The 20846-nt window shown below is 61.9% G+C and carries 25 protein-coding genes and 6 pseudogenes; 22 read left to right on the top strand and 9 right to left on the bottom strand.

All coding sequences use genetic code 11. From position 1 onward, the window contains the following. Positions 1–7 precede the first annotated feature (7 nt). The 8 genes and pseudogenes from typA (at position 8) to L0A91_RS07885 (ending at position 6960) form a co-directional block, all read left to right on the top strand. Positions 8–1936, top strand: a pseudogene (gene typA / locus L0A91_RS07915) (translational GTPase TypA). Further along, positions 1933–2178: a PIG-L family deacetylase gene (locus L0A91_RS17405; RefSeq protein WP_260115164.1), complete on the top strand. Its 246-nt coding sequence runs from the start codon at positions 1933–1935 to the stop codon at positions 2176–2178. The pseudogene typA and the gene L0A91_RS17405 overlap by 4 nt, the downstream one beginning before the upstream one ends. Further along, on the top strand, positions 2175–2774 hold the full coding sequence (locus L0A91_RS07910; protein ID WP_260115163.1) for a PIG-L family deacetylase: 600 nt from the start codon (positions 2175–2177) through the stop codon (positions 2772–2774). The genes L0A91_RS17405 and L0A91_RS07910 overlap by 4 nt, the downstream gene beginning before the upstream one ends. Positions 2775–2853: 79 nt before the next feature. Next, on the top strand, positions 2854–3369 hold the full coding sequence (locus tag L0A91_RS07905) for a flavin reductase family protein (protein ID WP_235243728.1): 516 nt from the start codon (positions 2854–2856) through the stop codon (positions 3367–3369). A gap of 10 nt (positions 3370–3379) precedes the next feature. Continuing rightward, the gene (locus tag L0A91_RS07900; protein ID WP_235243727.1) at positions 3380–4525 is read left to right on the top strand and encodes a peptidoglycan binding domain-containing protein; all 1146 of its coding nucleotides are present in this window, start codon (positions 3380–3382) and stop codon (positions 4523–4525) included. Between the two features lie 5 nt (positions 4526–4530). After that, positions 4531–5187 carry a VanW family protein gene (locus L0A91_RS07895; RefSeq protein ID WP_235243726.1) on the top strand — a complete coding sequence of 219 codons (657 nt, stop codon included), beginning with the start codon at positions 4531–4533 and terminating at the stop codon, positions 5185–5187. Between the two features lie 58 nt (positions 5188–5245). Continuing rightward, positions 5246–5571 (top strand): annotated as a pseudogene (gene fdxA / locus L0A91_RS07890) (ferredoxin). Between the two features lie 105 nt (positions 5572–5676). Then, on the top strand, positions 5677–6960 hold the full coding sequence (locus L0A91_RS07885; RefSeq protein ID WP_235243725.1) for a citrate synthase: 1284 nt from the start codon (positions 5677–5679) through the stop codon (positions 6958–6960). Positions 6961–7091: 131 nt separating this feature from the next. Here L0A91_RS07885 and L0A91_RS07880 read toward each other — a convergent pair whose 3' ends face one another. After that, entirely contained in the window at positions 7092–7883 is a 792-nt protein-coding gene (locus L0A91_RS07880; protein ID WP_235243723.1) for a hypothetical protein, read from the bottom strand. A gap of 48 nt (positions 7884–7931) precedes the next feature. On the opposite strand from L0A91_RS07880, the pseudogene L0A91_RS07875 reads away from it, so the two are divergent. From L0A91_RS07875 to L0A91_RS07845, 8 genes and pseudogenes are all read left to right on the top strand, one after another. Further along, positions 7932–8704, top strand: a pseudogene (locus tag L0A91_RS07875) (TIGR00730 family Rossman fold protein). Beyond that, a complete protein-coding gene (locus L0A91_RS07870; RefSeq protein WP_235243722.1) occupies positions 8701–9006 on the top strand; it encodes a DivIVA domain-containing protein in 306 nt (101 codons plus the stop codon). Before L0A91_RS07875 ends, L0A91_RS07870 begins: the two are co-directional and overlap by 4 nt. Then, entirely contained in the window at positions 8993–9502 is a 510-nt protein-coding gene (locus tag L0A91_RS07865) for an SRPBCC family protein (RefSeq protein WP_235243720.1), read from the top strand. The genes L0A91_RS07870 and L0A91_RS07865 overlap by 14 nt, the downstream gene beginning before the upstream one ends. Beyond that, positions 9423–9881, top strand: a complete 459-nt coding sequence (locus L0A91_RS07860; protein WP_311197728.1) for a DNA-3-methyladenine glycosylase I — start codon at positions 9423–9425, stop codon at positions 9879–9881. Before L0A91_RS07865 ends, L0A91_RS07860 begins: the two co-directional genes overlap by 80 nt. Continuing rightward, positions 9866–10042 (top strand): DNA-3-methyladenine glycosylase I, encoded by a 177-nt coding sequence (locus L0A91_RS18855; RefSeq protein WP_311197727.1) that lies wholly within the window; start codon positions 9866–9868, stop codon positions 10040–10042. The genes L0A91_RS07860 and L0A91_RS18855 overlap by 16 nt, the downstream gene beginning before the upstream one ends. Next, positions 10039–10341 (top strand): hypothetical protein, encoded by a 303-nt coding sequence (locus tag L0A91_RS07855; protein ID WP_235243718.1) that lies wholly within the window; start codon positions 10039–10041, stop codon positions 10339–10341. Before L0A91_RS18855 ends, L0A91_RS07855 begins: the two co-directional genes overlap by 4 nt. A gap of 11 nt (positions 10342–10352) precedes the next feature. After that, positions 10353–11090 carry a hypothetical protein gene (locus L0A91_RS07850; RefSeq protein WP_235243716.1) on the top strand — a complete coding sequence of 246 codons (738 nt, stop codon included), beginning with the start codon at positions 10353–10355 and terminating at the stop codon, positions 11088–11090. Further along, the gene (locus tag L0A91_RS07845) at positions 11048–11260 is read left to right on the top strand and encodes a hypothetical protein (protein ID WP_235243714.1); all 213 of its coding nucleotides are present in this window, start codon (positions 11048–11050) and stop codon (positions 11258–11260) included. The genes L0A91_RS07850 and L0A91_RS07845 overlap by 43 nt, the downstream gene beginning before the upstream one ends. Before the next feature lie 7 nt (positions 11261–11267). Here L0A91_RS07845 and L0A91_RS07840 read toward each other — a convergent pair whose 3' ends face one another. After that, on the bottom strand, positions 11268–12056 hold the full coding sequence (locus L0A91_RS07840) for an enoyl-CoA hydratase/isomerase family protein (RefSeq protein WP_235243712.1): 789 nt from the start codon (positions 12054–12056) through the stop codon (positions 11268–11270). Positions 12057–12216: 160 nt separating this feature from the next. Between L0A91_RS07840 and L0A91_RS07835 the strand changes: the two are divergent. Beyond that, a pseudogene (locus L0A91_RS07835) lies at positions 12217–12383 on the top strand (DUF3117 domain-containing protein). Between the two features lie 97 nt (positions 12384–12480). Here L0A91_RS07835 and L0A91_RS07830 read toward each other — a convergent pair. Further along, a complete protein-coding gene (locus tag L0A91_RS07830; RefSeq protein ID WP_235243710.1) occupies positions 12481–13113 on the bottom strand; it encodes an O-methyltransferase in 633 nt (210 codons plus the stop codon). A 126-nt stretch (positions 13114–13239) separates the two neighbouring features. On the opposite strand from L0A91_RS07830, the gene sigE reads away from it, so the two are divergent. The 4 genes from sigE (at position 13240) to L0A91_RS07810 (ending at position 15414) form a co-directional block, all read left to right on the top strand. After that, entirely contained in the window at positions 13240–13857 is a 618-nt protein-coding gene (gene sigE / locus L0A91_RS07825) for an RNA polymerase sigma factor SigE (RefSeq protein WP_235243708.1), read from the top strand. A gap of 112 nt (positions 13858–13969) precedes the next feature. Continuing rightward, positions 13970–14539: a S1C family serine protease gene (locus tag L0A91_RS07820; protein WP_235243706.1), complete on the top strand. Its 570-nt coding sequence runs from the start codon at positions 13970–13972 to the stop codon at positions 14537–14539. Beyond that, complete coding sequence (locus L0A91_RS07815) at positions 14452–14964, top strand: S1C family serine protease (RefSeq protein WP_397333868.1); 513 nt, start codon at positions 14452–14454, stop codon at positions 14962–14964. The genes L0A91_RS07820 and L0A91_RS07815 overlap by 88 nt, the downstream gene beginning before the upstream one ends. A 24-nt stretch (positions 14965–14988) precedes the next feature. Continuing rightward, positions 14989–15414 (top strand): Sec-independent protein translocase TatB, encoded by a 426-nt coding sequence (locus L0A91_RS07810; protein WP_235243702.1) that lies wholly within the window; start codon positions 14989–14991, stop codon positions 15412–15414. Between the two features lie 45 nt (positions 15415–15459). On the opposite strand, the pseudogene L0A91_RS07805 reads toward L0A91_RS07810, so the two are convergent. From L0A91_RS07805 to L0A91_RS07795, 3 genes and pseudogenes are all read right to left on the bottom strand, one after another. After that, positions 15460–16582 (bottom strand): annotated as a pseudogene (locus L0A91_RS07805) (Mrp/NBP35 family ATP-binding protein). 22 nt (positions 16583–16604) lie between these two features. Beyond that, a complete protein-coding gene (locus L0A91_RS07800) occupies positions 16605–17072 on the bottom strand; it encodes a DUF1003 domain-containing protein (protein WP_235243700.1) in 468 nt (155 codons plus the stop codon). Between the two features lie 126 nt (positions 17073–17198). Continuing rightward, a pseudogene (locus L0A91_RS07795) lies at positions 17199–18489 on the bottom strand (magnesium transporter MgtE N-terminal domain-containing protein). A 345-nt stretch (positions 18490–18834) separates the two neighbouring features. Between L0A91_RS07795 and L0A91_RS07790 the strand changes: the two are divergent. After that, a complete protein-coding gene (locus L0A91_RS07790) occupies positions 18835–19326 on the top strand; it encodes a general stress protein (protein ID WP_235243698.1) in 492 nt (163 codons plus the stop codon). Here the strand turns inward: L0A91_RS07790 and L0A91_RS19820 are convergent. The 3 genes from L0A91_RS19820 to L0A91_RS19810 are packed head-to-tail and all read right to left on the bottom strand — an operon-like array spanning position 19313 to position 20819. Further along, positions 19313–19975: a M24 family metallopeptidase gene (locus tag L0A91_RS19820; RefSeq protein ID WP_397333867.1), complete on the bottom strand. Its 663-nt coding sequence runs from the start codon at positions 19973–19975 to the stop codon at positions 19313–19315. The genes L0A91_RS07790 and L0A91_RS19820 overlap by 14 nt on opposite strands. After that, positions 19894–20412 carry a hypothetical protein gene (locus L0A91_RS19815; protein ID WP_397333681.1) on the bottom strand — a complete coding sequence of 173 codons (519 nt, stop codon included), beginning with the start codon at positions 20410–20412 and terminating at the stop codon, positions 19894–19896. The genes L0A91_RS19820 and L0A91_RS19815 overlap by 82 nt, the downstream gene beginning before the upstream one ends. After that, entirely contained in the window at positions 20361–20819 is a 459-nt protein-coding gene (locus L0A91_RS19810; protein ID WP_397333680.1) for an aminopeptidase P N-terminal domain-containing protein, read from the bottom strand. Before L0A91_RS19810 ends, L0A91_RS19815 begins: the two co-directional genes overlap by 52 nt. Positions 20820–20846: the final 27 nt, after the last annotated feature.

Here is a 20846-nt window from a genome sequence, read left to right as displayed (position 1 = left end):
TGATCAAATGTCATCTCTTTCGACCGAGGCAACCCCTGCCCAAGATCCACGTACTCGCACCGATGTGCGCAACGTCGCCATCGTCGCTCACGTTGACCACGGCAAGACCACTTGGTTGACGCCATGCTCCGGCAGTCAGGTGCTTTCGATGACCAGCGCGGCGACGATGTCGACCGCGTCATGGACTCCAACGACCTGGAGCGCGAAAAGGGCATCACCATCTTGGCCAAGAACACCGCTGTGAACTACAGCGGTCCTTCGGCAGCCAAGTACGACGCACCCAACGGCGTCACCATCAACATCATTGACACCCCCGGCCACGCCGACTTCGGTGGCGAGGTTGAGCGCGGTTTGTCGATGGTTGACGGTGTCGTTTTGCTCGTTGACGCATCGGAGGGCCCGCTGCCGCAGACCCGCTTCGTGCTGCGCAAGGCGCTCAACGCCAAAATGCCCGTCATTTTGTGCATCAACAAGGTGGACCGACCCGACAGCCGCATTGAGGCCGTTGTGGACGAGGTCTACTCCTGTTCATCGACTTGCTTGAAGACGGCGGCGGCGACGACGCTGTCCTCGACTTCCCAATCGTCTACGCCTCGGCCAAGGTTGGCCGCGCGTCGCTGACTGCCCCCGGCGCTGGCGAGATCCCCGAGGAAGAAAACCTCGAGTCGCTGTTCGAGACCATCTTGAGCACGATCCCCGCACCCACGTATGACGGTGCTGCACCGCTGCAGGCACACGTCACCAACCTTGACTCCTCACCGTTCTTGGGCCGCCTGGCCCTGTGCCGCGTGCGCAACGGTGAGATTCGCAAGGGTCAGCAGGTCGCGTGGTGCCGCAGCGACGGCTCGATCAAGAGCGTCAAGATCACTGAACTGCTGCTGACCGAGGCGCTTGACCGTGTCCCGGCCGAGAAGGCTGGCCCCGGCGACATCATCGCTATCGCCGGCATCCCGGACATCACCATCGGTGAAACCCTGGCAGACCCCGACAACCCCATCCCGCTGCCGCTGATCACCGTTGACGAGCCCGCGATCTCGATGACCATCGGCACGAACACCTCGCCGCTGGCCGGCCGGACCAAGGGTGGCAAGCTGACCGCTCGTCTGGTGAAGGACCGCCTTGACCGCGAGTTGATCGGTAACGTCTCGCTGCGCGTCCTCGACACCGAGCGTCCAGACGCGTGGGAAGTTCAAGGCCGTGGCGAATTGGCACTGGCCATCCTGGTCGAGCAGATGCGTCGCGAAGGCTTTGAGCTGACCGTGGGGAAGCCGCAGGTGGTCGTCAAGGAGATCGACGGCAAGGTTCACGAGCCGGTCGAGCGGATGACGATTGACACCCGGAAGAGCACTTGGGCACCATCACGCAGTTGATGGCCGCGCGCAAGGGCCGGATGGAAGAAATGACCAACCACGGCACCGGTTGGATCCGGATGGAGTTCATCGTGCCTTCACGTGGCTTGATCGGCTTCCGCACCCAGTTCCTGACCGACACCCGTGGCACCGGCATCATGAACCACGTCTTCGAGGGCTATGCGCCCTGGTTCGGCGACATCCGCACGCGACTTTCGGGATCGCTTGTTTCGGACCGCACAGGTGTTGCAACTAGCTATGCGATGTTCAACATCCAAGAGCGCGGCACCCTGTTCCTCTCGCCTACCACCGAGGTGTACGAGGGCATGATCATCGGTGAAAACTCCCGGGTCGATGACATGGACATCAACATCACCAAGGAAAAGAAGCTCACCAACGTGCGTTCCGCTGGCGCTGAGGTTCTCGAGCGTCTGGTGCCGCCGCGCCTGATGAGCTTGGAGCAGTCGCTGGAGTTCTGCCGCGAAGACGAGTGTGTTGAGGTCACCCCGGCCGCCGTGCGCATCCGCAAGGTGATCCTGGACCAGACCGTTCGTGGGCGGGTGGCCCGCTCCAAGAAGACTTCGTGATCGATTGGGCCAGCACGGTCGGGCAGTCGCCTTTGCGGCTGCTCGCCGTGCATGCTCATCCCGATGACGAAACGCTGGCTACTGGGCTCGCGCTGGCGCATCACCACCTTGCCGGCGACGACGTGCATGTCATCACCTGCACTGCAGGCGAGGAGGGCGAAGTCATTCCGGCCGCGCTCGCTCACCTGGAGGGCAGCGACGAACTTGAGCGCACCGGCGCACTGAGCTCGCTGCAGCCATGAGCACACTGGGTGTGCACCACGAATTCCTAGGCGAGTATGCGGGCAGGGGTCCACGCTGGTGGCGTGACAGTGGGATGGTCGGTTCAGCCGCCGCTGCCCACGCGCAAGCCTTCACTGGTGCCCCGGTTGAGGAATTAGCGCAGGCGCTGCGCGATCGAGTCCTTGCGCTAAAGCCTGACATCGTGCTGACCTACGATCCGCAGGGCGGTTACGGCCACCCGGATCACATCCGTACTCATGATGTGACGGTCTCCGCGCTGGCAGGCATCCCGGCGAGCGACCGGCCTCGACTCTTCATGGTGTTAACGCCGAAGACTTGGGCGCAAGAAGACCGTGACTGGTTGGCTCACAATGTGGCGGCCGATCTGGGCTGGACCATCCTGACCACGGACGATGACTACGCGGTCTCCGTTGTGCCGGACGATGAAGTCGAGTATGAACTCGTGGATCCTGCTGCGGCGCACCTGCAAACCGAGGCGTTGCGCTACCACCGCACCCAGGTGACTGTCGGTGCTGGGTTTTATGCTCTGAGTAATGACATCGCAGCCCGCCTCGGCGAGCGTGAAGGCTATACCGAGTTCGATTGGGATCGCTGACACGGCTATTTTGGCAGGGAGGGCATCACACCGGTGGGCCCAAAGCTCAGCAAAGCAGAGACGACGAGGGGAGTAATGAGTGACTGAACAAGCGAACTTCACAACGGACCAATACCGGCGGGCGATGGGGCGTTTTGCCAGTGGGGTCACCATTGCTTCAACGTTGGCTGGCAAGCAAGACCACGCAATGACTGCCAACGCGGTCGTCAGCGTCTCGCTGGAGCCCACGCTGTTGATGATCAGCGTTGGCACTGAATCGCGATGGTTCGAGGCAGCCCAAGAGAGTGGTGTCTGGGGGATCAGCCTGATGCCAGCCACCGGCCGCAAGATCGCGGAATGGTTGGCTACGCCGGGCCGCCCGATGCTGGGGCAACTCGGGCGAGTGCCGCATCACCGGGGCGTGACAGGCGTGGCGTTGATGGATGACGCGCTCACCACCATCGAATGCCGCACGGTGGCTCTGCACGAGGCGGGCGATCACCACCTGTTCATTGGAGAGGTCATTGCACTTGAAGTTCCCGAGTCTGCGCACGCCCCTCTCGTACACTGCCAAGGGTCCTACCGCACCCTCACCACTAGTCCCACCGATACTTGAGGTTTAGTCCGTGACTGAACAAGCAGCACCACTGCCCGAGCAAACCCCACCGCGTAGCGAATGGGGTGGCATCCTTGTGCGCTCCATCGTGGCCCTGGTGGTTTTGGTGGGTGGATACGTTGCCCTGGCCTATTACCTCGGCGACCGTATCCCCAGTGGCACGACTGTGGACGGTGCAAATATCGGTGGCTTGAACCGAGAGAGTGCCGAAGAAGTCCTCGTTGACGATTTCGAAGAGATCACGGTTCAACCCGTGGTCATTGAGTTGTCCGGCGAGAACGTCGAGTTGGATCCCGCAGAGATCGGGCTGGCACCTGACTACGCGGACACCCTCGATGGGGTGACTGGTCTGACGCTAGATCCGCGCAATCTGTGGGCTCAACTGAGCGGTCAGGGCCGCGAGTTGGAATTATCGACAACAGTTGACCAAGAAATGCTGACCGCCGCCTTGGACGAAGTTGCTCCGGAGTTGGTGCAGGAGCCCGTGCAGGCCAAGGTTGTGCTGGCCCAGGGTGAGGTCAAGCCCACGATGCCAGAGGCTGGTGTCGAGCTTGATGTTGAGGGCACGGTGGAGGCCATCTCGAATGACTGGCCACGCGAGTTGCGGATCGAAGGCGCAAGTGTCGCGATTGAGCCTGACGTCAGTGCCGAAGACGTCGATGAGTTCATCGCCGACTACGCCGAGCCAGCCTTGTCCGAAGATGTCACCGTCAAGGCTGATGACGCCACGGCTGCGGTCACCCCGACACAGATTTCACGTGTTCTGAATGTTGTCCAAGATGGAAGTGGCCCTGGTGAGGGTTCATTGCGATTGGTGCAGGACGACGAAGAGCTGCTCAACATCGTTAACGGCAACCTGTCTGACGTGGTCAAAGATCCGAGGGATGCCACGGTCAAACTGTCCGGCGGTAGCCCTGAGATTGTGAACGCAGTCGTTGGGTCTGAGGTCGATGAGCCGGGCATTCTCTCTGGGGCGCGAGAGGTGCTGAAGGTTGAAGATGCTCCCAGCGGGGATGAGGCGGGAGCCACCACTGATGCGCCAGAGCCGTCCGCCACCGACGAAGGCACACCTGAAGTCGATGGCCGGACCATCACGGTCAACGTGGTGAGGTCAAGCCGGAGATCAGCAACGCGGACGCCGACGGCTGGGAGATGACTCAGATGGCTGAGTTCACTAGCGAAATGCCAACTGGTGCCGCCAACGCAGACCGGACTGAAAACATCCGAGTGGGCCTTGGGCACGTGAATGGCGCTGTGGTGATGCCGGGCGAGAGCTTCAGCCTTGGTGACGCTCTGGCACCTATCACTCCCGAGCGCGGGTATGTCGAGGCTGGGGTGATCGACTCCGGCCGCCTAGTCAAGGGCATCGGTGGTGGCCTGTCGCAGGTCTCCACCACGCTGCTCAACACCGCTTGGTTCGCCGGCGTGCAATTGGATGAATTCACGCCGCACTCGTATTACATCTCGCGTTACCCCGTGGGGCGCGAAGCAACCATCGCCATTGGTGTCATCGACAACAAGTTCACCAATGACACCGACACTCCGATCATTATCGAAACCTATCTCCAGGGTGACTCGATCTACATGCAGTTCTGGGGTGACCGTCAGTACAGCGTCGACACCACCACCGGATCGCGATACAACATCACTCAACCGGAAACGTTCACGGACAACTCGGCAGAGTGCTTGACCCAGGGTGCTGTTGAAGGCTTCAGCATTAACGTCAACCGCACGCTGTCGCAGTCTGGATCAGTCGTGAGCGACCGGGATTACACCACGACATATCAGCCGTCACCAGGAGTGACCTGCACAGGATAAGGAGGAAGTATGTCGCCCCGGTTAGAGTCATCGGCCTGTGCGCGGCATACTGTCTGACATGACGTACGTGATCGCCCAACCGTGTGTGGACCTCAAAGACAAGGCCTGCATCGAAGAGTGCCCTGTTGACTGCATCTATGAAGGGGAGCGCTCGCTCTACATTCACCCCGACGAGTGTGTCGACTGTGGTGCCTGTGAGCCTGTCTGCCCCGTAGAAGCGATCTACTACGAGGACGACGTCCCCGACCAGTGGACTGAGTACTACAAAGCAAACGTTGAGTTCTTTGACGACCTGGGAAGCCCCGGGGAGCAGCCAAGCTTGGCGTCATCCCCAAGGACCACCCGATCATCTCTGACTTGCCGCCCCAGCCGCACGACGACTAGGCGCCAAACCCTTAGCGATTAACCGCTTCGCGGTAGGTCCGTGATCTACCGCATACAGCATCCGTGTATGAAGCCCCAACGACGGGGCACGATCAGGAGGAATTCATGACCGACAACGCCACGCTCCACTATGGGGAGCACGAGCTGCCGCTTCCTGTCGTGCCCGCGACGCAGGGCAACAACGGTTTGGACGTCTCCAAACTGATGAAGACCACCGGCGACACCACGCTCGATGTGGGCTTCGTCAACACGGCATCCTGCAAGTCCGACATCACCTACATCGACGGTGACGCTGGCATCTTGCGCTACCGGGGATACCCGATTGAGCAGCTGGCCAAGCAGTCCAACTTCTTGGAGACCAGCTATCTGCTGATCCACGGTGAGCTGCCGACAGCAGACCAGTTGGCTGAGTTTGACTCGTCCTTGCGTCAGCACACGCTCCTGGTCGAAGACATGAAGGGCTTCTTCAACGGCTTCCCGCGGGACGCGCACCCGATGCCAGTGCTCTCTTCTGCAGTCTCTGCGTTGAGCACCTTCTATCAGGACAGCCTTGACCCGTTCGACGACAAGGCCGTTGAGCTGTCGACGATTCGCCTGATGGCCAAGCTGCCGACGATTGCCGCTTATGCCTTCCGCAAGAGCCAAGGCCAGTCGCTGCTCTACCCGAACAACGACCACAACCTGGTCGAGAACTTCCTCTGGATGACCTTCGGTCAGCCCACCGAGAAGTACGAGATGGACCCCGACCTGGCTAAGGCCTTGGATCTGCTATTCATCCTGCACGCTGACCACGAGCAGAACTGCTCTACCTCGACGGTGCGTCTGGTTGGCTCGTCCGAGGCCAACCTGTACGCCTCGGTGTCGGCCGGCATCCACGCGTTGTCTGGCCCGCTGCACGGTGGCGCCAACTCGGCAGTGCTGGGCATGCTTGACCGCATCCAGGCCGATGGTGGAGACGTCAAGGACTTCGTGCGCCGCGTCAAGGACAAGGAAGACGGCGTCCGCCTGATGGGCTTCGGCCACCGTGTCTACAAGAACTACGACCCGCGTGCGGCCATCATCAAGGAAACGGCCCACGACATCCTGTCGAAGATGGGCAGCAACCCGCAGTTGGATCTGGCTCTGGAGTTGGAGCAGGCGGCTTTGGAAGACGACTACTTCGTCGAGCGCAAGCTGTACCCCAACGTCGACTTCTACACCGGCTTGATCTATAAGTCGATGGGCTTCCCGACCAACATGTTCACCGTCCTCTTTGCGATTGGCCGGTTGCCCGGTTGGATCGCGCAGTGGCGTGAAATGATCCGCGACCCCCAGACCAAGATCGGCCGTCCACGCCAGGTCTACACCGGCCACGGTGAGCGCAACTACTTGGACATGAACAACCGCTAGTCACACAACCACAAAAGCGCCGACGCCCTCGCAGGGTGTCGGCGCTTTGTGCGTTACCAGTGAGGCCGGTCTCGAGTGGCCAGCGAAACAGGTTTAGGTCGCGAACTCGAAGACGACGGTGACGTCGTTGCTCAGGCCGGAATCGTCGCTTGACCAGGTGAGCGGATCAGAGTCTCGCTGCCAGGTTTGGGCATCGACCAACACCGCCGTGATGTTCTCTGTCTCGGCGTGCGTGACCCCCACGATGCGACTGCCCAGGCCTGTGAACCGGTCGACGTGACGAAGGTGAGCGTGTTGCCATCCGGGACGCTGGAGTAGCCGAAGTAGTTGGCAGCCTTAGCCGACGTGTCCGAAGCAGAGCCTGCCGCTGATGGGCCGTCGAGTCGGCAGCCAACGCCAGCGGGAGTTTCACCGGTCAGCACGGACGCAGCAACCCGGGCCTCAGGCTCGTGGTCGGCGTAGGCAGTCGGGAAGGCGCTGCGCTGGACTTCCTGGGCAACCTCAGTCACCACGCCGTTTTCCCAGCCATCAACCTGCACCAGGGCGTCGTAGAAGGCGTTGGCGGCATATACCGGGTCAGTGACTTGCTCCTCAGAACCCCAACCCTGGCTGGGGCGCTGCTGGAAGAGGCCCAACGAGTCTGCGTCGCCGTAGTTGATGTTGACCAGCTTTGACTCTTGGATGGCCGTCGCAATAGCAATGGTCGCCGCACGAGGGGCCAGGCCACGCTCGACGGCGATCATGCTGATGGTGGAGGCATTTGCCGATTGCTCAGGGCTGAAAGATTCGGTGCTGTCACCCACCACAAACTCACAGGTGGGGCTGCGCAATTGATCCACTGTCCACGTTGCTCCAAAGATTCCGGCAACGGCAGCACCAACGGTCAGGGCAGCGACGGTAACGGTCCGAGCAGGGGAGGGCATGGCGGACATATTACCGAGGCCCCTGTGTGCAGAGTGTTAAGCAGGCCAGTGTCAGCCCGACAAGATAGCGTCAGCGGTGTGACATCGCCACGAGATTACTTCAAAGGTCCCGTCCGCCTGCGCGGAGTCAAGGTGCCCAAGCGCACGACTGACCAAAACCTACTGGACGGCGATGACTCAGCCGACTGGGTGCACGGCGATCCGTGGCGAGTGTTGCGCATCCAATCCGAGTTTGTTGAGGGCTTTGGTGCGCTAGCTGAGCTCGGCCCTGCGGTGAGTGTCTTTGGCTCTGCGCGCACCGGCCCGGGGCACCCTGCCTACGACCTTGCCCAAGAGGTGGGACGCCTCTTGGTCGATTCCGGGTATGCGGTGATCACCGGTGGCGGTCCTGGCACCATGGAGGCGGCCAACAAAGGCGCCAGCGAGGCGGGCGGCACCTCCGTAGGCCTGGGCATCGAACTGCCCTTTGAAACGGACTCAACGACTACGTGAACCTCGGCATCAACTTTCGGTATTTCTTCGCGCGCAAGACGATGTTCGTGAAGTACGCGCAGGGATTCATCGTGCTGCCTGGTGGGTACGGCACCCTGGACGAACTCTTTGAAGCCGTCACGTTGGTTCAGACAGGCAAGGTGACGAGTTTTTCCATCGTGCTGCTCGGCGTCGACTTCTGGACGCCCATGCTGGAGTGGATCCGCGGGACGCTCATCGAGCAGGGCACGGTGTCAGAGAAGGACCTCGATCTGCTGCACCTGACGGATGATCCGGCCGAAGCCATTGAATTCATCCAAAAGACTCGAGCCGGGCGGCCCGCTCCATGACGATCTTTTTGGCCTGCCTGGTGGTGCTGCTGGTGGGAGTTCTCATCGCTGTGGTGGCCGATCGTGTCCCGATTTCCTCGGTGCAAGAGCCGGTGACCTCAGACTCCTACCCCGGCGTGCCCGACGGATCGCTCAAGGCGGCCGATATCGATCACCTGAAGTTCAACGTCGTCGCCCGCGGCTACAAGATGTCACAGGTCGACGAAGTCATTCAGCGGTTGCAAGTGCAATTGGCTCAGCAGGAAGCGGCAGCTGAGACGCCTGCCGAGGCGCTAGAGGAGGTTCCCGATGGGGACATTTGAGATTGTCCAGACCGTCCGTGCCGACCTCATCACGACTTTTGACGTATTTAGCGATTTCCGGATGCATGGCAACTACATCCCGCTCACGCGCATCCGTGCCTCAGATCGGCCGATGGGCAAAGGCTGGCGTTTCACAGCGCTCTCTGGATTCGGCAGACTCTCGCTCGTTGATCGCATGGAGATCACCCAGTGGGATCCGCACAACAGCCTCACCATCACAAAGTTTGGGCCTTTGCTCGACGGTTGGGCACAGGTGCACTTCACTGCTGAGGGTGACGACACCCGGGTGGTCTGGCGCGAAAACATCGTCCTCCGGCCAGCAGCCGCGGGGGCGTTGCTCGGCCCGGTGCTCGATCCGGGCAATCGCGCGATGTTCGCTCGATCCATCAAAAAGATGGCGGCCGCCGCCGAGGCCAATGACCGACTTGACCCCAGCACCCGAGCCGCCCGCCCTGGTCGAGGGCCAAGACGGGCTCAAGCGTTGCGCCTGGGCTAACCCTGCCCAACCCGACTACGTGGCCTATCACGACACGGAGTGGGGCTGGCCCGTTCATGGTGAGCAGCGACTCTTCGAGCGGCTGACGCTGGAAGCGTTTCAATCAGGTTTGTCCTGGCTGACGATCCTGCGCAAGCGTGACAACTTTCGAGAAGCCTTCGCCAACTTTGATGCCGATGTCGTCGCTCGCTTTGGTGAGGCTGAAGTCGAGCAGCTCATGGGCAATGCCGGCATTGTGCGCAATCAGCGCAAAATCCGGGCCACCATCACCAACGCACGAGCCGTTCAAGAACTGCGACAGCACGCAGGCCTGGACGCAACCTTCTGGGAGCCAAGCCAACTGAGCACTCCCGGCCTGAGAGTGTGGCCCAGGCGCTAGCCAGCACCCCAGAGTCGGCAGCGTTGGCCAAAGCCCTCAAGAAGGCCGGTTTCGCGCACTTGGGCCCAGTCACGCTGTACGCCGCGATGCAAGCCTGCGGCGTCGTTGACGACCACTTTGCGGGTTGCTTTCGGGCCCATGGGAGTGAGCTGGCGTCGTGACCAAGCACCTCAGAGCGGCACTGCTGGGGGAGCGGGTGCCGTTCCTTCTGGCTGTCCTGGCCATCTGGACAGCCTTACGTCTGTTCACCACCGGTGTCCTAGTGTGGATCGCCACTAGTGAGCAAGACTCATCTATCTACTCCGGAGACGTCCCTCGCTACTTTGAGGTCGCAACCCTGTGGGACGGGCAGTGGTACGAGCGGATCGCAACCGCGGGCTATCCGGACTCATTGCCACTGGACGACTCCGGCCAGGTCCGGCAAAACGAGTGGGCCTTCTACCCCGTCTTTCCTTCCTAGCCCGAGCCGTGATGCTCACCGGGGCGCCTTTCTCCGTCGCCGCCGTCATTGTCGCCACCCTCCTGGGGTATGCCGCGGCGCTCGTTATCGCGGGTCTCGTCAAAGACGTGGTCGGTCCCGTGGCGGCGCTAGGGACGGTTGCGCTCGTCGGTGCCTTCCCAGCCTCGCCCACGATGCAGGTTGCCTATACCGAGTCACTCGCCATGCTGTTGCTAGCGAGCGCGCTCTGGCTCCTCGCAAAACGCCGGTGGGGAGCTGCGGCCCTGGTGGCCCTGCTCACCGGCCTAGCGCGGCCCATTGCGCTGCCACTTGGCCTCGTAGCGCTCGTGGCCGTCATCGTTCGTTGGCGGCGCCGCGACGACAACCCCATTGATCGCCGCGAGTGGGCGTCTATGGCGAGTGCGCTGGTTGCCTGTGGAGCTTCGGGCCTGATGTGGCCTGCCATCGCCTGGTGGGGCACTAGACAATCTGATGCCTACACCGTCACGATGTCCGCGTGGCGTCAAGGCGAGCCGATTAGCCCCTTCACACCCACGATTGAGATTGTCCAATTCCTCTTTGGCCCAACGGCTGGCCCGGTCTACCTGGCGATCGTGCTTATCGCGCTCGTTGTGGCTGTCCTAGGCCCATGGGCGCGCGGCCTCGGCCCCGTCATGCGGACCTGGTGTCTGGGTTATCCGCTGTACCTCTTTGCTGCGCTGGACCCTTGGACGAGCATCTACCGCTACCTATTGCCGCTTTTCCGCTAGCCATCGTGTTGCTCGGGCTGGGCTGGGAACGCTCAGACCCACGTGGCCGGGTCCCCGGGTGGCTTACGGCGATCCGGGTCGCGGTCTTTGTCGGCTTGTTCCTCGCCTGGCAGGTGTGGTGGACGTGGGAGCTGTTCATGTTCGTCCCGCCGCAAGACAACCCGCCGTAAGCGCGGGCTATTGACCGGTGAAGTTGGGCTTCTCCTTCGAGAGGAAAGCCTCGACTGCGATCCTGTGATCAGCGCTGGACCCGGTCCGGTCCATCATTGTGGCTTCAAATTCCAACGCATCGCTGATCGATGCGCCAGTGGCGTAGGCCAGGGCCTGACGCATTGAGCCGTAGGCCAGCGTGGGCCCTTGGGCCAACTGCTGAGCCAAAGCCAGTGCTGTTTCTTCCAGCTCGGCAGCGGGCAGAACCCGCGTCGCCAGACCCAAGTCCAGCGCGGTCTGAGCATCAATGGTGCTGGGCTGTAGCAGCAACTCTTTAGCCTTAGCCATCCCCACCAGTTGCGGCAACAAGAACGAAGCACCGGTGTCACAACTCAGAGCGACCCCCGCGAAAGCCAAGTTGAAGCCAGCCGTGTCTGCCACCAACCGCAAGTCAGCGCCGAAAGCAATCGAGGCGCCAGCACCGGCGGCGACGCCATTGACGGCCGCGATCACGGGCTTATCCATCGTGGCGATGAGCTCAGCGATCGGGTTGTAGTGGTCTCGGACGGTGCGCGCGACCATCGCTGGGTCGTCGCGCAGCAAGGTGATGTGCTCACGAAGATCCTGACCGACACAGAACGCGCGGCCAGAGCCGGTCAGGACGACGGCGCGTACCTCAGGGTCTGCGGCCACCTCGCGCAGGTGCTGCAGCAGCGTCTCTTTCGTCGCAATGTCGAGAGCGTTCATGGCGTCCGGTCGGTTGAACGACAACAAGGCGACATGGCCCTGGCGAGTCAAAAGGACGTTTTCAGTCATTGATGTCTCCTGAAAGAGGATGGCTACGAAGTGCAGGAACTTGCTCTAGAACCCCAGATTATGACGTGGCCGGTCATTCGGGCGATAATGGACCAAAAGATTGCTCTAAGCAATGAGGCAAAGAGCGTTAGTGGCTTCGGCCGCGTCAGGAGGAAGTCAGATGGCAGCAATGAAGCCTCGCACCGGGGATGGCCCCTTGAGGTGGCGAAGGAAGGTCGAGGCATCGTCCTGCGTATGCCCCTCGAGGGCGGCGGACGCCTCGTCGTTGAGATGAACGCCGACGAAGCGGGCGCCCTCGGCGACGCGATCAAGGAATGCCTGGGCTAGTTTCCTACAGCAAAATGTGCTCGTCCGCTTGTTGCGGGCGAGCACATTTGTGTTTGGTGTCCCGGCACGGGTGATGAAACGCACCACGGGATAGGCGCTATTGGCGAATGCCGGAGAACAGGCCATCCCCAACGGGGAGCAGAGTTGATTGCAGACGCTCGTCGTCGCGCAGGCTCTTGCCCAAGTCACGCACCAGGACTGTTGCCTTGTCGCGAATGGCGGGGTCTGCGACGCGATCGCCGTAAAGCATGTTGTCGATGAGCAAGACGCCACCAGGGCGCAGCAGCCGAATCGACTGATCTACATAGTGCTGATAGGACGCGATGTCGGCATCAATGAAGACCAGGTCGTAGGCGGCATCAGTGAGCCGAGGCAACACATCATTGGCGTCGCCGTTAATTAAACGGGTGCGCTGAGATGGGATGCCAGCGTTGCGGAAGGTCCGGCGGGCCACGTTCGTTATCCCAGGCTCAATATCAATGGTCGTGAGGATGCCCGTGTCCGACATGCCCTCCAAGAGCCAGAGGCCAGAGGCCCCGGCACCAGTGCCGACCTCAACGACATGCTTGGCCTGGCCAGCAGCGGCGAGCAAACGCAGGGCTGAACCCACGGCAGGCTTCACCGGAGCGGCGCCCATTTCTGCCCCCTCACGCCCCGCCTCGTCAATGAGGGGTGGAACGCCCACAAAGTCTTCGGAGTAACTCCATGAGGCCATTCGCAACACCGACATACCGCCAGCCTAGACTCACCACCTCTCACATGGGTGATTGCTGGCTCCGTATCAGCCAAATCACAGTTACCGGTGGCATTATTTGTCTCTAGTAACCACTGCGCCAAACCCCAGGAGGTGCGCTGAATGGATACTCAATTAACGGCCTCATCCGGGGCCGCCGCCTCGACGGACGCACAAGCTGATTGGGTCATGCCCACCTGGGACGACGTGGTGCGCGAGCACTCCGCCCGGGTGTATCGGCTCTCTTATCGTCTGACCGGCAACCAGCACGACGCCGAAGACCTGACACACGACGTTTTCATCAAGGTGTTCCGCTCGCTGGAGACCTACCGCCCCGGGACCTTCGAGGGCTGGCTGCACCGGATCACCACCAACCTCTTCCTTGATCGAGTGCGTCGCAAAAAGCGCATTCGCTTCGACGCCCTGACGGATGAGTTCGCGGCCCGACTGCCCTCACGCGTTGTCTCACCCGAAGACGCGTTTGACTTGAATCATCTTGATGGCGACATTCAGGGCGCTCTCGATGCGTTGACGCCCCAGTTCCGCGCCGCCGTCGTGCTGTGCGACATCGAGGGTTACTCCTACGAAGAGGTGGCACAGACCTTGGGCATCAAGTTGGGCACGGTGCGATCGCGCATCCACCGCGGCCGGGCGCAGTTGCGCCAAACACTTGCCCACCGTGCTCCAGCCACCGCAGAGCACCGGTCCACCGTCCGCCCAGCCGTGCCGGCTATGGGCTAAATGACAAGCACCAACTCCAACCGCAGCGTCATCGTTATCGCGATGGCGCTGCTTTTGGGGTGTCGGCGGCGGTATTGCCGGTGGGATAGTCGCGGCCACGGTCAACGGCGCCATGCAGCCCGCAAGCACGCCCACGGTCACTCAAGCACTGCCGATCAATACTGAGCCAGCGAGTGAATCGCCTGCGACTCAGATCGCGCAAATGGTGCTGCCCAGCGTGGTGTTTATCGCAGTGGAAGCAGGCGACGAGGGCGGGCTTGGCTCAGGCTTTGTGATCCGCGAAGACGGATACATCGTCACTAATAGCCACGTCACCGCGGGTGCATCGGAGGATGGCATCACTGTCGAGTTCACCGATGGCACGTCCGCAGCGGCCGAAGTGGTGGGCAGCGACACGTCATACGACATTGCCGTTTTGAAGGTCGACCGCGACAACCTTCCAGTCCTGGCCTTCGCTGACTCCGACGATCTCCAGGTGGGGCAGCAGGTGCTCGCTGTCGGCGCACCGCTAGGGCTCGACAACACCGTGACCTTAGGGATCGTGTCTGCTCTGGATAGGCCCGTGGTCGCCGGCGAGTTTTCCGGGGCTTCCACATCAACGCGATCCAAACCGACGCAGCTATCAACCCGGGCAATTCCGGCGGGCCGTTGCTCGATCTCAGTGGCCGAGTCGTCGGGGTGAACTCCGCGATTGCGCAATTGCCGTCGGCGTTGGGCAGCGCCGCTAGCGGCAGCATCGGTCTGGGCTTCGCCATCCCTGCGGAACAGGTGCAGATCACCGCTGAGCAGCTCATCGAGACGGGCACCAGTGAGCACCCGGTGATTGGTGTCTTCCTCGATCTGGAGTATGCCGGTGACGGCGCTCGCGTCGGTGATGACTTGCAAGACGGCACGCCTGGTGTTGACCCAGACGGTGCGGCGGCGGCCGCTGGCCTTGTCTCAGGCGACATCATCACCTCCATTGACGGGCGAGACATCGAAGATGGAAGCCAACTCATCGTGATTCTGCGTTCTTACCGGGTTGGCGACATAATCGAGGCCGAAGTGCTGGATACTGATGGCGGCACGCGCACCGTGACCATGACGCTGCAAGGCTCATCAGAGTAGTGAGATCGTGAGGCAGGAGGACGAATGCTAAATATCGGCGGTGGTGAGTTTTTCCTGCTCGCAGTGCTTGCCGTCTTTATTATTGGTCCCAAGAACCTGCCAGCGTATGCCGCAAAACTGGGCGACATGGTGCGCTCCATGCGGGACATGGCTGAGGGTGCCAAGACGCAGATCAAGGAAGAGATGGGGCCTTCCTTCAACGATGTCGATTGGCGCCAACTCGATCCGCGTCAGTATGACCCGCGACGCATCGTTCGAGAAGCGCTCAAGACCCCCTCTAAGACGACGGCCGAAGCGGCTGGCATGGTGCCGGTGGACGACAAAGACACCGCTGCGGTGCCCAGCACTGCAAACTCAGAAACAAAAACTGAGCCCCGCGCTGCCGCTAGGCCAAATCGCCGCCGGTTCAACCCGGAACTGCCAACGCCCTTCGACCTCGACGCAACATAAACCGTTGCACCGACGCCGAAGAGCGCTGGATTGTCAGGCGCTGACTTAGGTCGGGGTGATCCCCAACTTGCGACCGGCCAAGCCGCGTCCACGCTGAGCAAGACCGCGGGCAATGCCACGCAGGGCCGTGCCAGAGGCTGAGTCTGGATCTCCCAGCACTACCGGGACGCCACGGTCCCCGCCTTCGCGCAGCGTGACATCCAACGGGATCTGGCCCAACAACGGCACCGGAGCGCCGATCGACTTCGACAAGGAGTCGGCGACCAATTGGCCCCGCCGGAGCCAAGATCTCCTGGCGCGAGCCATCGGCCGCTTCCAGCCACGACATGTTTTCGATGACACCAACCAAGCGCTGGTGAGTCTGCAGCGCAATGGCGCCAGCACGCTCAGCCACCTCAGCTGCAGCCTGCTGCGGGTGGTGACGACAATGAGTTCCGAGTTGGGCAGCAACTGCGCCACCGTGATGGCGATGTCGCCGGTGCCCGGGGGAGGTCGAGCAGAAGCACGTCGAGGTCGCCCCAGTACACGTCGCCCAAGAACTGCTGCATCGCACGGTGCAACATGGGGCCACGCCAAACGACCGGTTGGTTGCCCGGCACGAACATCCCGATTGAGATGACCTTCACCTCTTGGGCGATCGGCGGCAAGATCATTTCGTCGACTTGGGTGGGCGGGTTGCTCACGCCCAACATGCGCGGCACTGAGAAGCCGTAAATGTCAGCGTCGACGACGCCAACGCGCAGACCCTGCTCGGCCATGGAGGCAGCGAGGTTGACGGTCACCGAAGACTTACCAACACCTCCCTTGCCGGAGGCCACCGCATACACGCGGGTGAGGGTGTCCGGGCGAGCAAACGGGATCTCTTCTCGGGTGCCCCGCCGCGAAGGTTGTTGCGCAGCTCAGATCGCTGGTCATCGCTCATGACACCGAGGCTGACCTGCACGTCGGTGACGCCGGCGACCGAGCTCAGGGCTGCCGTGACGTCCTTAGTGATCGTCTCTTTCATCGGGCAACCGGGCACGGTCAACAAGATGGTGCTGCGGACTGAGCCGTCGTCGTCAATATCGACTGACTCCACCATGCCGAGTTCCGTAATGGGCTTGCGGATCTCGGGGTCGTTGACCTTGGTGAGGGCAGCGTGCAGTGCATCGAGCGTGGGGAGTGACATACCCCCATCGTATGCGGCGTGCTCACCGCCTCGAGTCAGGGGCACCATCCCGGTCGTCGCCCTCGTCACGAGTCACCCGAAGGCCGCGCTCTTCCATGTCATCAAGCAGGTTCCTTAACTCGGAGCGGACAAAGTCACGGGTTGCCGAGTCACGCATCGCAATCCGCAGCGAGGCCACTTCACGGGTCAGGAACTCTGTCTCAGCCAACGCCCGCTCATCCCGGGAGCGGTCCTGCTCGATCATTACCTTGTCTCGGTCGGCCTGGCGGTTCTGCGCTAACAGGATCAACGGAGCGGCATAGGAGGCCTGCAGGCTCAACATCAAGGTCAAAAAGATGAAGGCATAGGGGTCAAATCGCAGGCCGTTGGGCGCGGCAACGTTCCAGATCAGCCAAATGGCGACGAAGGCCGACATGTAAGCCAAGAACCGAGCGGTGCCCATGAAGCGAGCAAACCCCTCAGCGAACCGGCCGAACGTGTCGGGGTCCATGTTGGGACGCCACAGCCGACGACGCTTTGCATTGCCATCGGCTGATCCAAGCGGCTCTCGCGTGCTGAAGTAGTCGTCTTGGCCGACTTGCTTGACTTGGCTCGGCTGTTGCGGGCGGGGGTCGGCTCAGACATGGGTCACGTCCTCAGGCAAATCGTCGCGCTGGCGCCAGTCGTCGGGCAGCAAGTGGTCGAGCACGTCGTCCACGCTGATGCCGCCCAACAGTCGGCCGTCGGAGTCGGTCACGGGCAGAGCCACCAAGTTGTAGGCGGCGAGTTGGCGGGTCACGAACGCCAAGCTGGCACTGTCGGAGACAGAGTCGATGGCCTTGTCCAAGATGCCGCCGATGGGCTCGTGTGGCGGTTCACGCAGCAGTCGCTGAATATGCACGACACCGAGCAGTTTGCCGGTTGGCGTGTCATGCGGCGGGCGGGTGACAAAGATCAGTGAAGCCAACGCGGGCGACAGTTCTTGGCGGCGCACGACGGCTAGCGCCTCGGCAACGCTCGCATCAGGGCCAAGAATGACTGGCTCGCTGGTCATCAGACCGCCAGCAGTGTTCTCTTCATAGGTCAGCAATCGGCGCAAGGAGCGGCCTCGTCCGGCTCCATTCGCTGCAGCAGCTGCTCGGCCTTGGCTTCGGGCAACTCCGACAACAAGTCGGTCGCGTCATCGGGTTGCATTGCCTCAAGGATGTCTGCGGCCCGGTCCAACGACAGGTTGATCAAGATCTCGACCCGGTCGTCGTCTGGCAACTCCTCCAGCACATCGGCGAGGCGCTCATCGTCGAGGGCATCGGCGACTTCGCCGCGTCGCTTGCTGGAGAGATCGTGAATCGCCTCCGCCAGGTCGGTGGTCTTGAGGTCCTCGTAGGCCTCGAGCAGGGCGTCAACCGCTTGTGCCGGGCCGCTGCGGGCCAGACCGTCGACGGACTCGATGTCGACGAGCAGCGTCTCGCCGGTGCGTCGCCGTAGCCGCAAGCCACGCTGTCGTTGCTCCGGCTCACCCTTGCGGACAAAGACCTTGGTGATGCGCCAATCGCGATTGCGCTCAAGGTCGATGGCGAGGTCTTCGACGGTGGCTGCGAAGGTGTCGCCATCGTTGCGAACCGTCACCCGGCGATCCAAGAGCTCGGCCAGGATGAGGGTTTCGCCCCGACGCTGCTCGAAACGATGCATGTTGGGCTGACTGGTGGTGATGACTTGGCCGGAGTCGATACTTGTCACCGAGTCAGCGGCAGGAAAATGCGCCGCCGCCCGGGGACCTCTACCACGAGGCCAACGGCAAGCGGGGTGTTGCTGCCGCCCCTGGGCGCCAAGGTGGTGACGACGTCACGAACGCGACCCACCTCGTCTCCGAGGGGATCGAAAACACTAAGACCATTGAGACGAGCAACGAAGACGCGGGAACTACTCACGACGTCAGGATACCTACTGGCGCAGGGGTGACTGGGATCACCAGCCGTCAATGGAATGATCAACTACGTCTGGGTGTAGAACTAGATAGACCACAGAAAAACCCCCTTGAACCCCGAAAGGCCGAAGTTCTCCATGGCTATCCCCGCTGGGATTACGTACATCTCCTCCGCTCGCCGCGCATTCATGCCAAATGATGCGTATGACGTCTCGCGTCGCCCCGTGAAGCCTCGCCGTAAGACTCGTCGCGCCTGAGCATTGAACTGAAAACCCCCGCCCACTGGAGTGGTCGGGGGTTTGTCATGCATTTGCCGTGAAAGTGAGAAACTAGGAGAGTGACGACACCGATGCAGCCCTCTGAAGGATCCCGAGGCACTGGCCTTTCGCTGAACTACCCCATGTCTTTGGGCCTCTTTGAGCGATACGAAGACGCCCAGGCAGCCGTGGACTACCTCTCAGATGAAGAGTTCCCGGTGGAAAACTGCCTCATCGTGGGCACTGACCTTCGCCAGGTAGAGCGAGTCACAGGCCGACTGACGACCGGACGAGTCATCTTGGGCGGTGCCCTTTCGGGTGCCTGGATGGGCCTCTTCGTTGGGCTGGTGTTTACTCTCTTCACCACGCCTGGCGACACGCTGACGACCATCGTGGGTGCCATCGGATTCGGCGCCATCTTTGGCCTGGTCTGGGCCATGCTCGGCTACGGGATGACCCGTGGCCGCCGCGACTTCACCTCGGTGTCCAAGGTGGTCGCGACGCGCTACGAGTTGCTCACTGAGCACAAGTCTGCCCAGCAGGCCCGAGACCTGCTGGAGCAAATGCCCGTCAAGCGCAGTTAACGCGCACCGGTCTGCACCCAGCGTTCCACTGCTTCAGCTTCGCGGGGAGCGCGCCAGACAGGTTGCGGTTGCCGTCATCGGTGATGACGAGGTCGTCCTCGATGCGCACGCCAATGCCACGCAGCTGCTCTGGGACCAACTCGTCGTCGCTCTTGAAGTAGAGACCTGGCTCGACCGTGAGGACCATCCCGGGCTTGAGTTCCCCGTCGAGGTAGTCCGCGCGGAGCGCTGGCGCACAGTCGTGAACGTCCAGTCCAAGGTGGTGGCTGGTGCCATGGACCATCCAGCGCCGGTGGAATTGGCCGTCAACCGGGTCGAGCGTGGCCTCGACATCTACCCCGTCCGGGAGCATGCCCCACTCGTGCAGCTTGGTGGCAATGACCCTGATTGAGGCGGAATGAATGTCGCTGAACTTGTTGCCGGGGCGAGCGGCGGCAATGCCGGCATCGGCGGCCTCCAACACCGCGTCGTACACCTGACGCTGGTTGGGGGTGAAGGTGCCATCTACCGGCAAAGTGCGAGTGACATCAGCGGTATACAGCGAATCGGTCTCAACACCTGCGTCAATCAACACGAGATCTCCCGGGGAGACATCGCCGGTGTTGCGGATCCAGTGCAAGGTGTTGGCGTGGTCGCCAGCAGCACAGATCGAGTCATAGCCGACTCCGTTGCCGGTATGGCGAGCGTGCAGGCCAAGGTTCCCTCAATCCATCGCTCGCCACGGCCCTTCTCCACCGCCTGCGGCAATGCCGCAACAACCGCGTCAAACGCAGTCGCGGTTGAGTCGACGGCAAGCTGCATCTGCTCAACTTCCCAGGCGTCCTTCACCGCGCGTACGGTCGACAAGTGGCGGCCCAACTCGGCGTCGGCAGCCGCCGCGTCCTGCAACTGCTGCTCGGTTTGCTCACTTGCTGTGGCACGCACCTCCAGCACGGCATCAGTGACATCCTGATCGGCATCGGCCACGACCCGGACGCTCACCGATCCGACATCCTTGCCCAAAGCAGTGGTGAACTCATCCAGATGAGCCGTCTTCAGGCCAAGTTCTTGCGCGGCGCTCTCCAGCGTCGGGCGGGCACCGACCAAAACTCGCCGACGCGAGAGTCGGCGAAGAACTCATCGGTTTCCCGGCCAGCCAGCGGTCGGAAATACAGCGTCGACTCATGCCCTCCCTCAGACAGCGGCTCCAGCACGAGGACTGCGTCTGGCTCACGGTCTGAGCCGAGGCCAGTGAGGTATGCAAAAGCAGTGTGCGGACGGAAGACGTAATCAGTGTCGTTGCTGCGTACCTTGAAGCCGCCAGCGGGGATAACAAGACGTTCTCCGAGGAATTCTTCACTCAGCGCGGCGCGTCGGTGCGCGGCTGACGCGGCCCCATCGGTCAGATCGGGCAGGTCCGCGGCCCGCGGAGCCCAGCCCTCCTGCATAAAAGTCTTAAAGGCTTCCCCCGTTGGGCGGCTGCGATGGTCTGCTTGCGGCTGCTTCTCACTCATACCCACATCGTGACACGTCGGGCATTG

It is taken from the genome of Ornithinimicrobium sp. INDO-MA30-4, from assembly GCF_021535045.1.
In the GTDB taxonomy this organism is placed as follows: domain Bacteria; phylum Actinomycetota; class Actinomycetes; order Actinomycetales; family Dermatophilaceae; genus Ornithinicoccus.
Note: the sequence above shows the minus strand (reverse complement) of the source record. Positions and strands in the feature narration are given on the sequence as shown.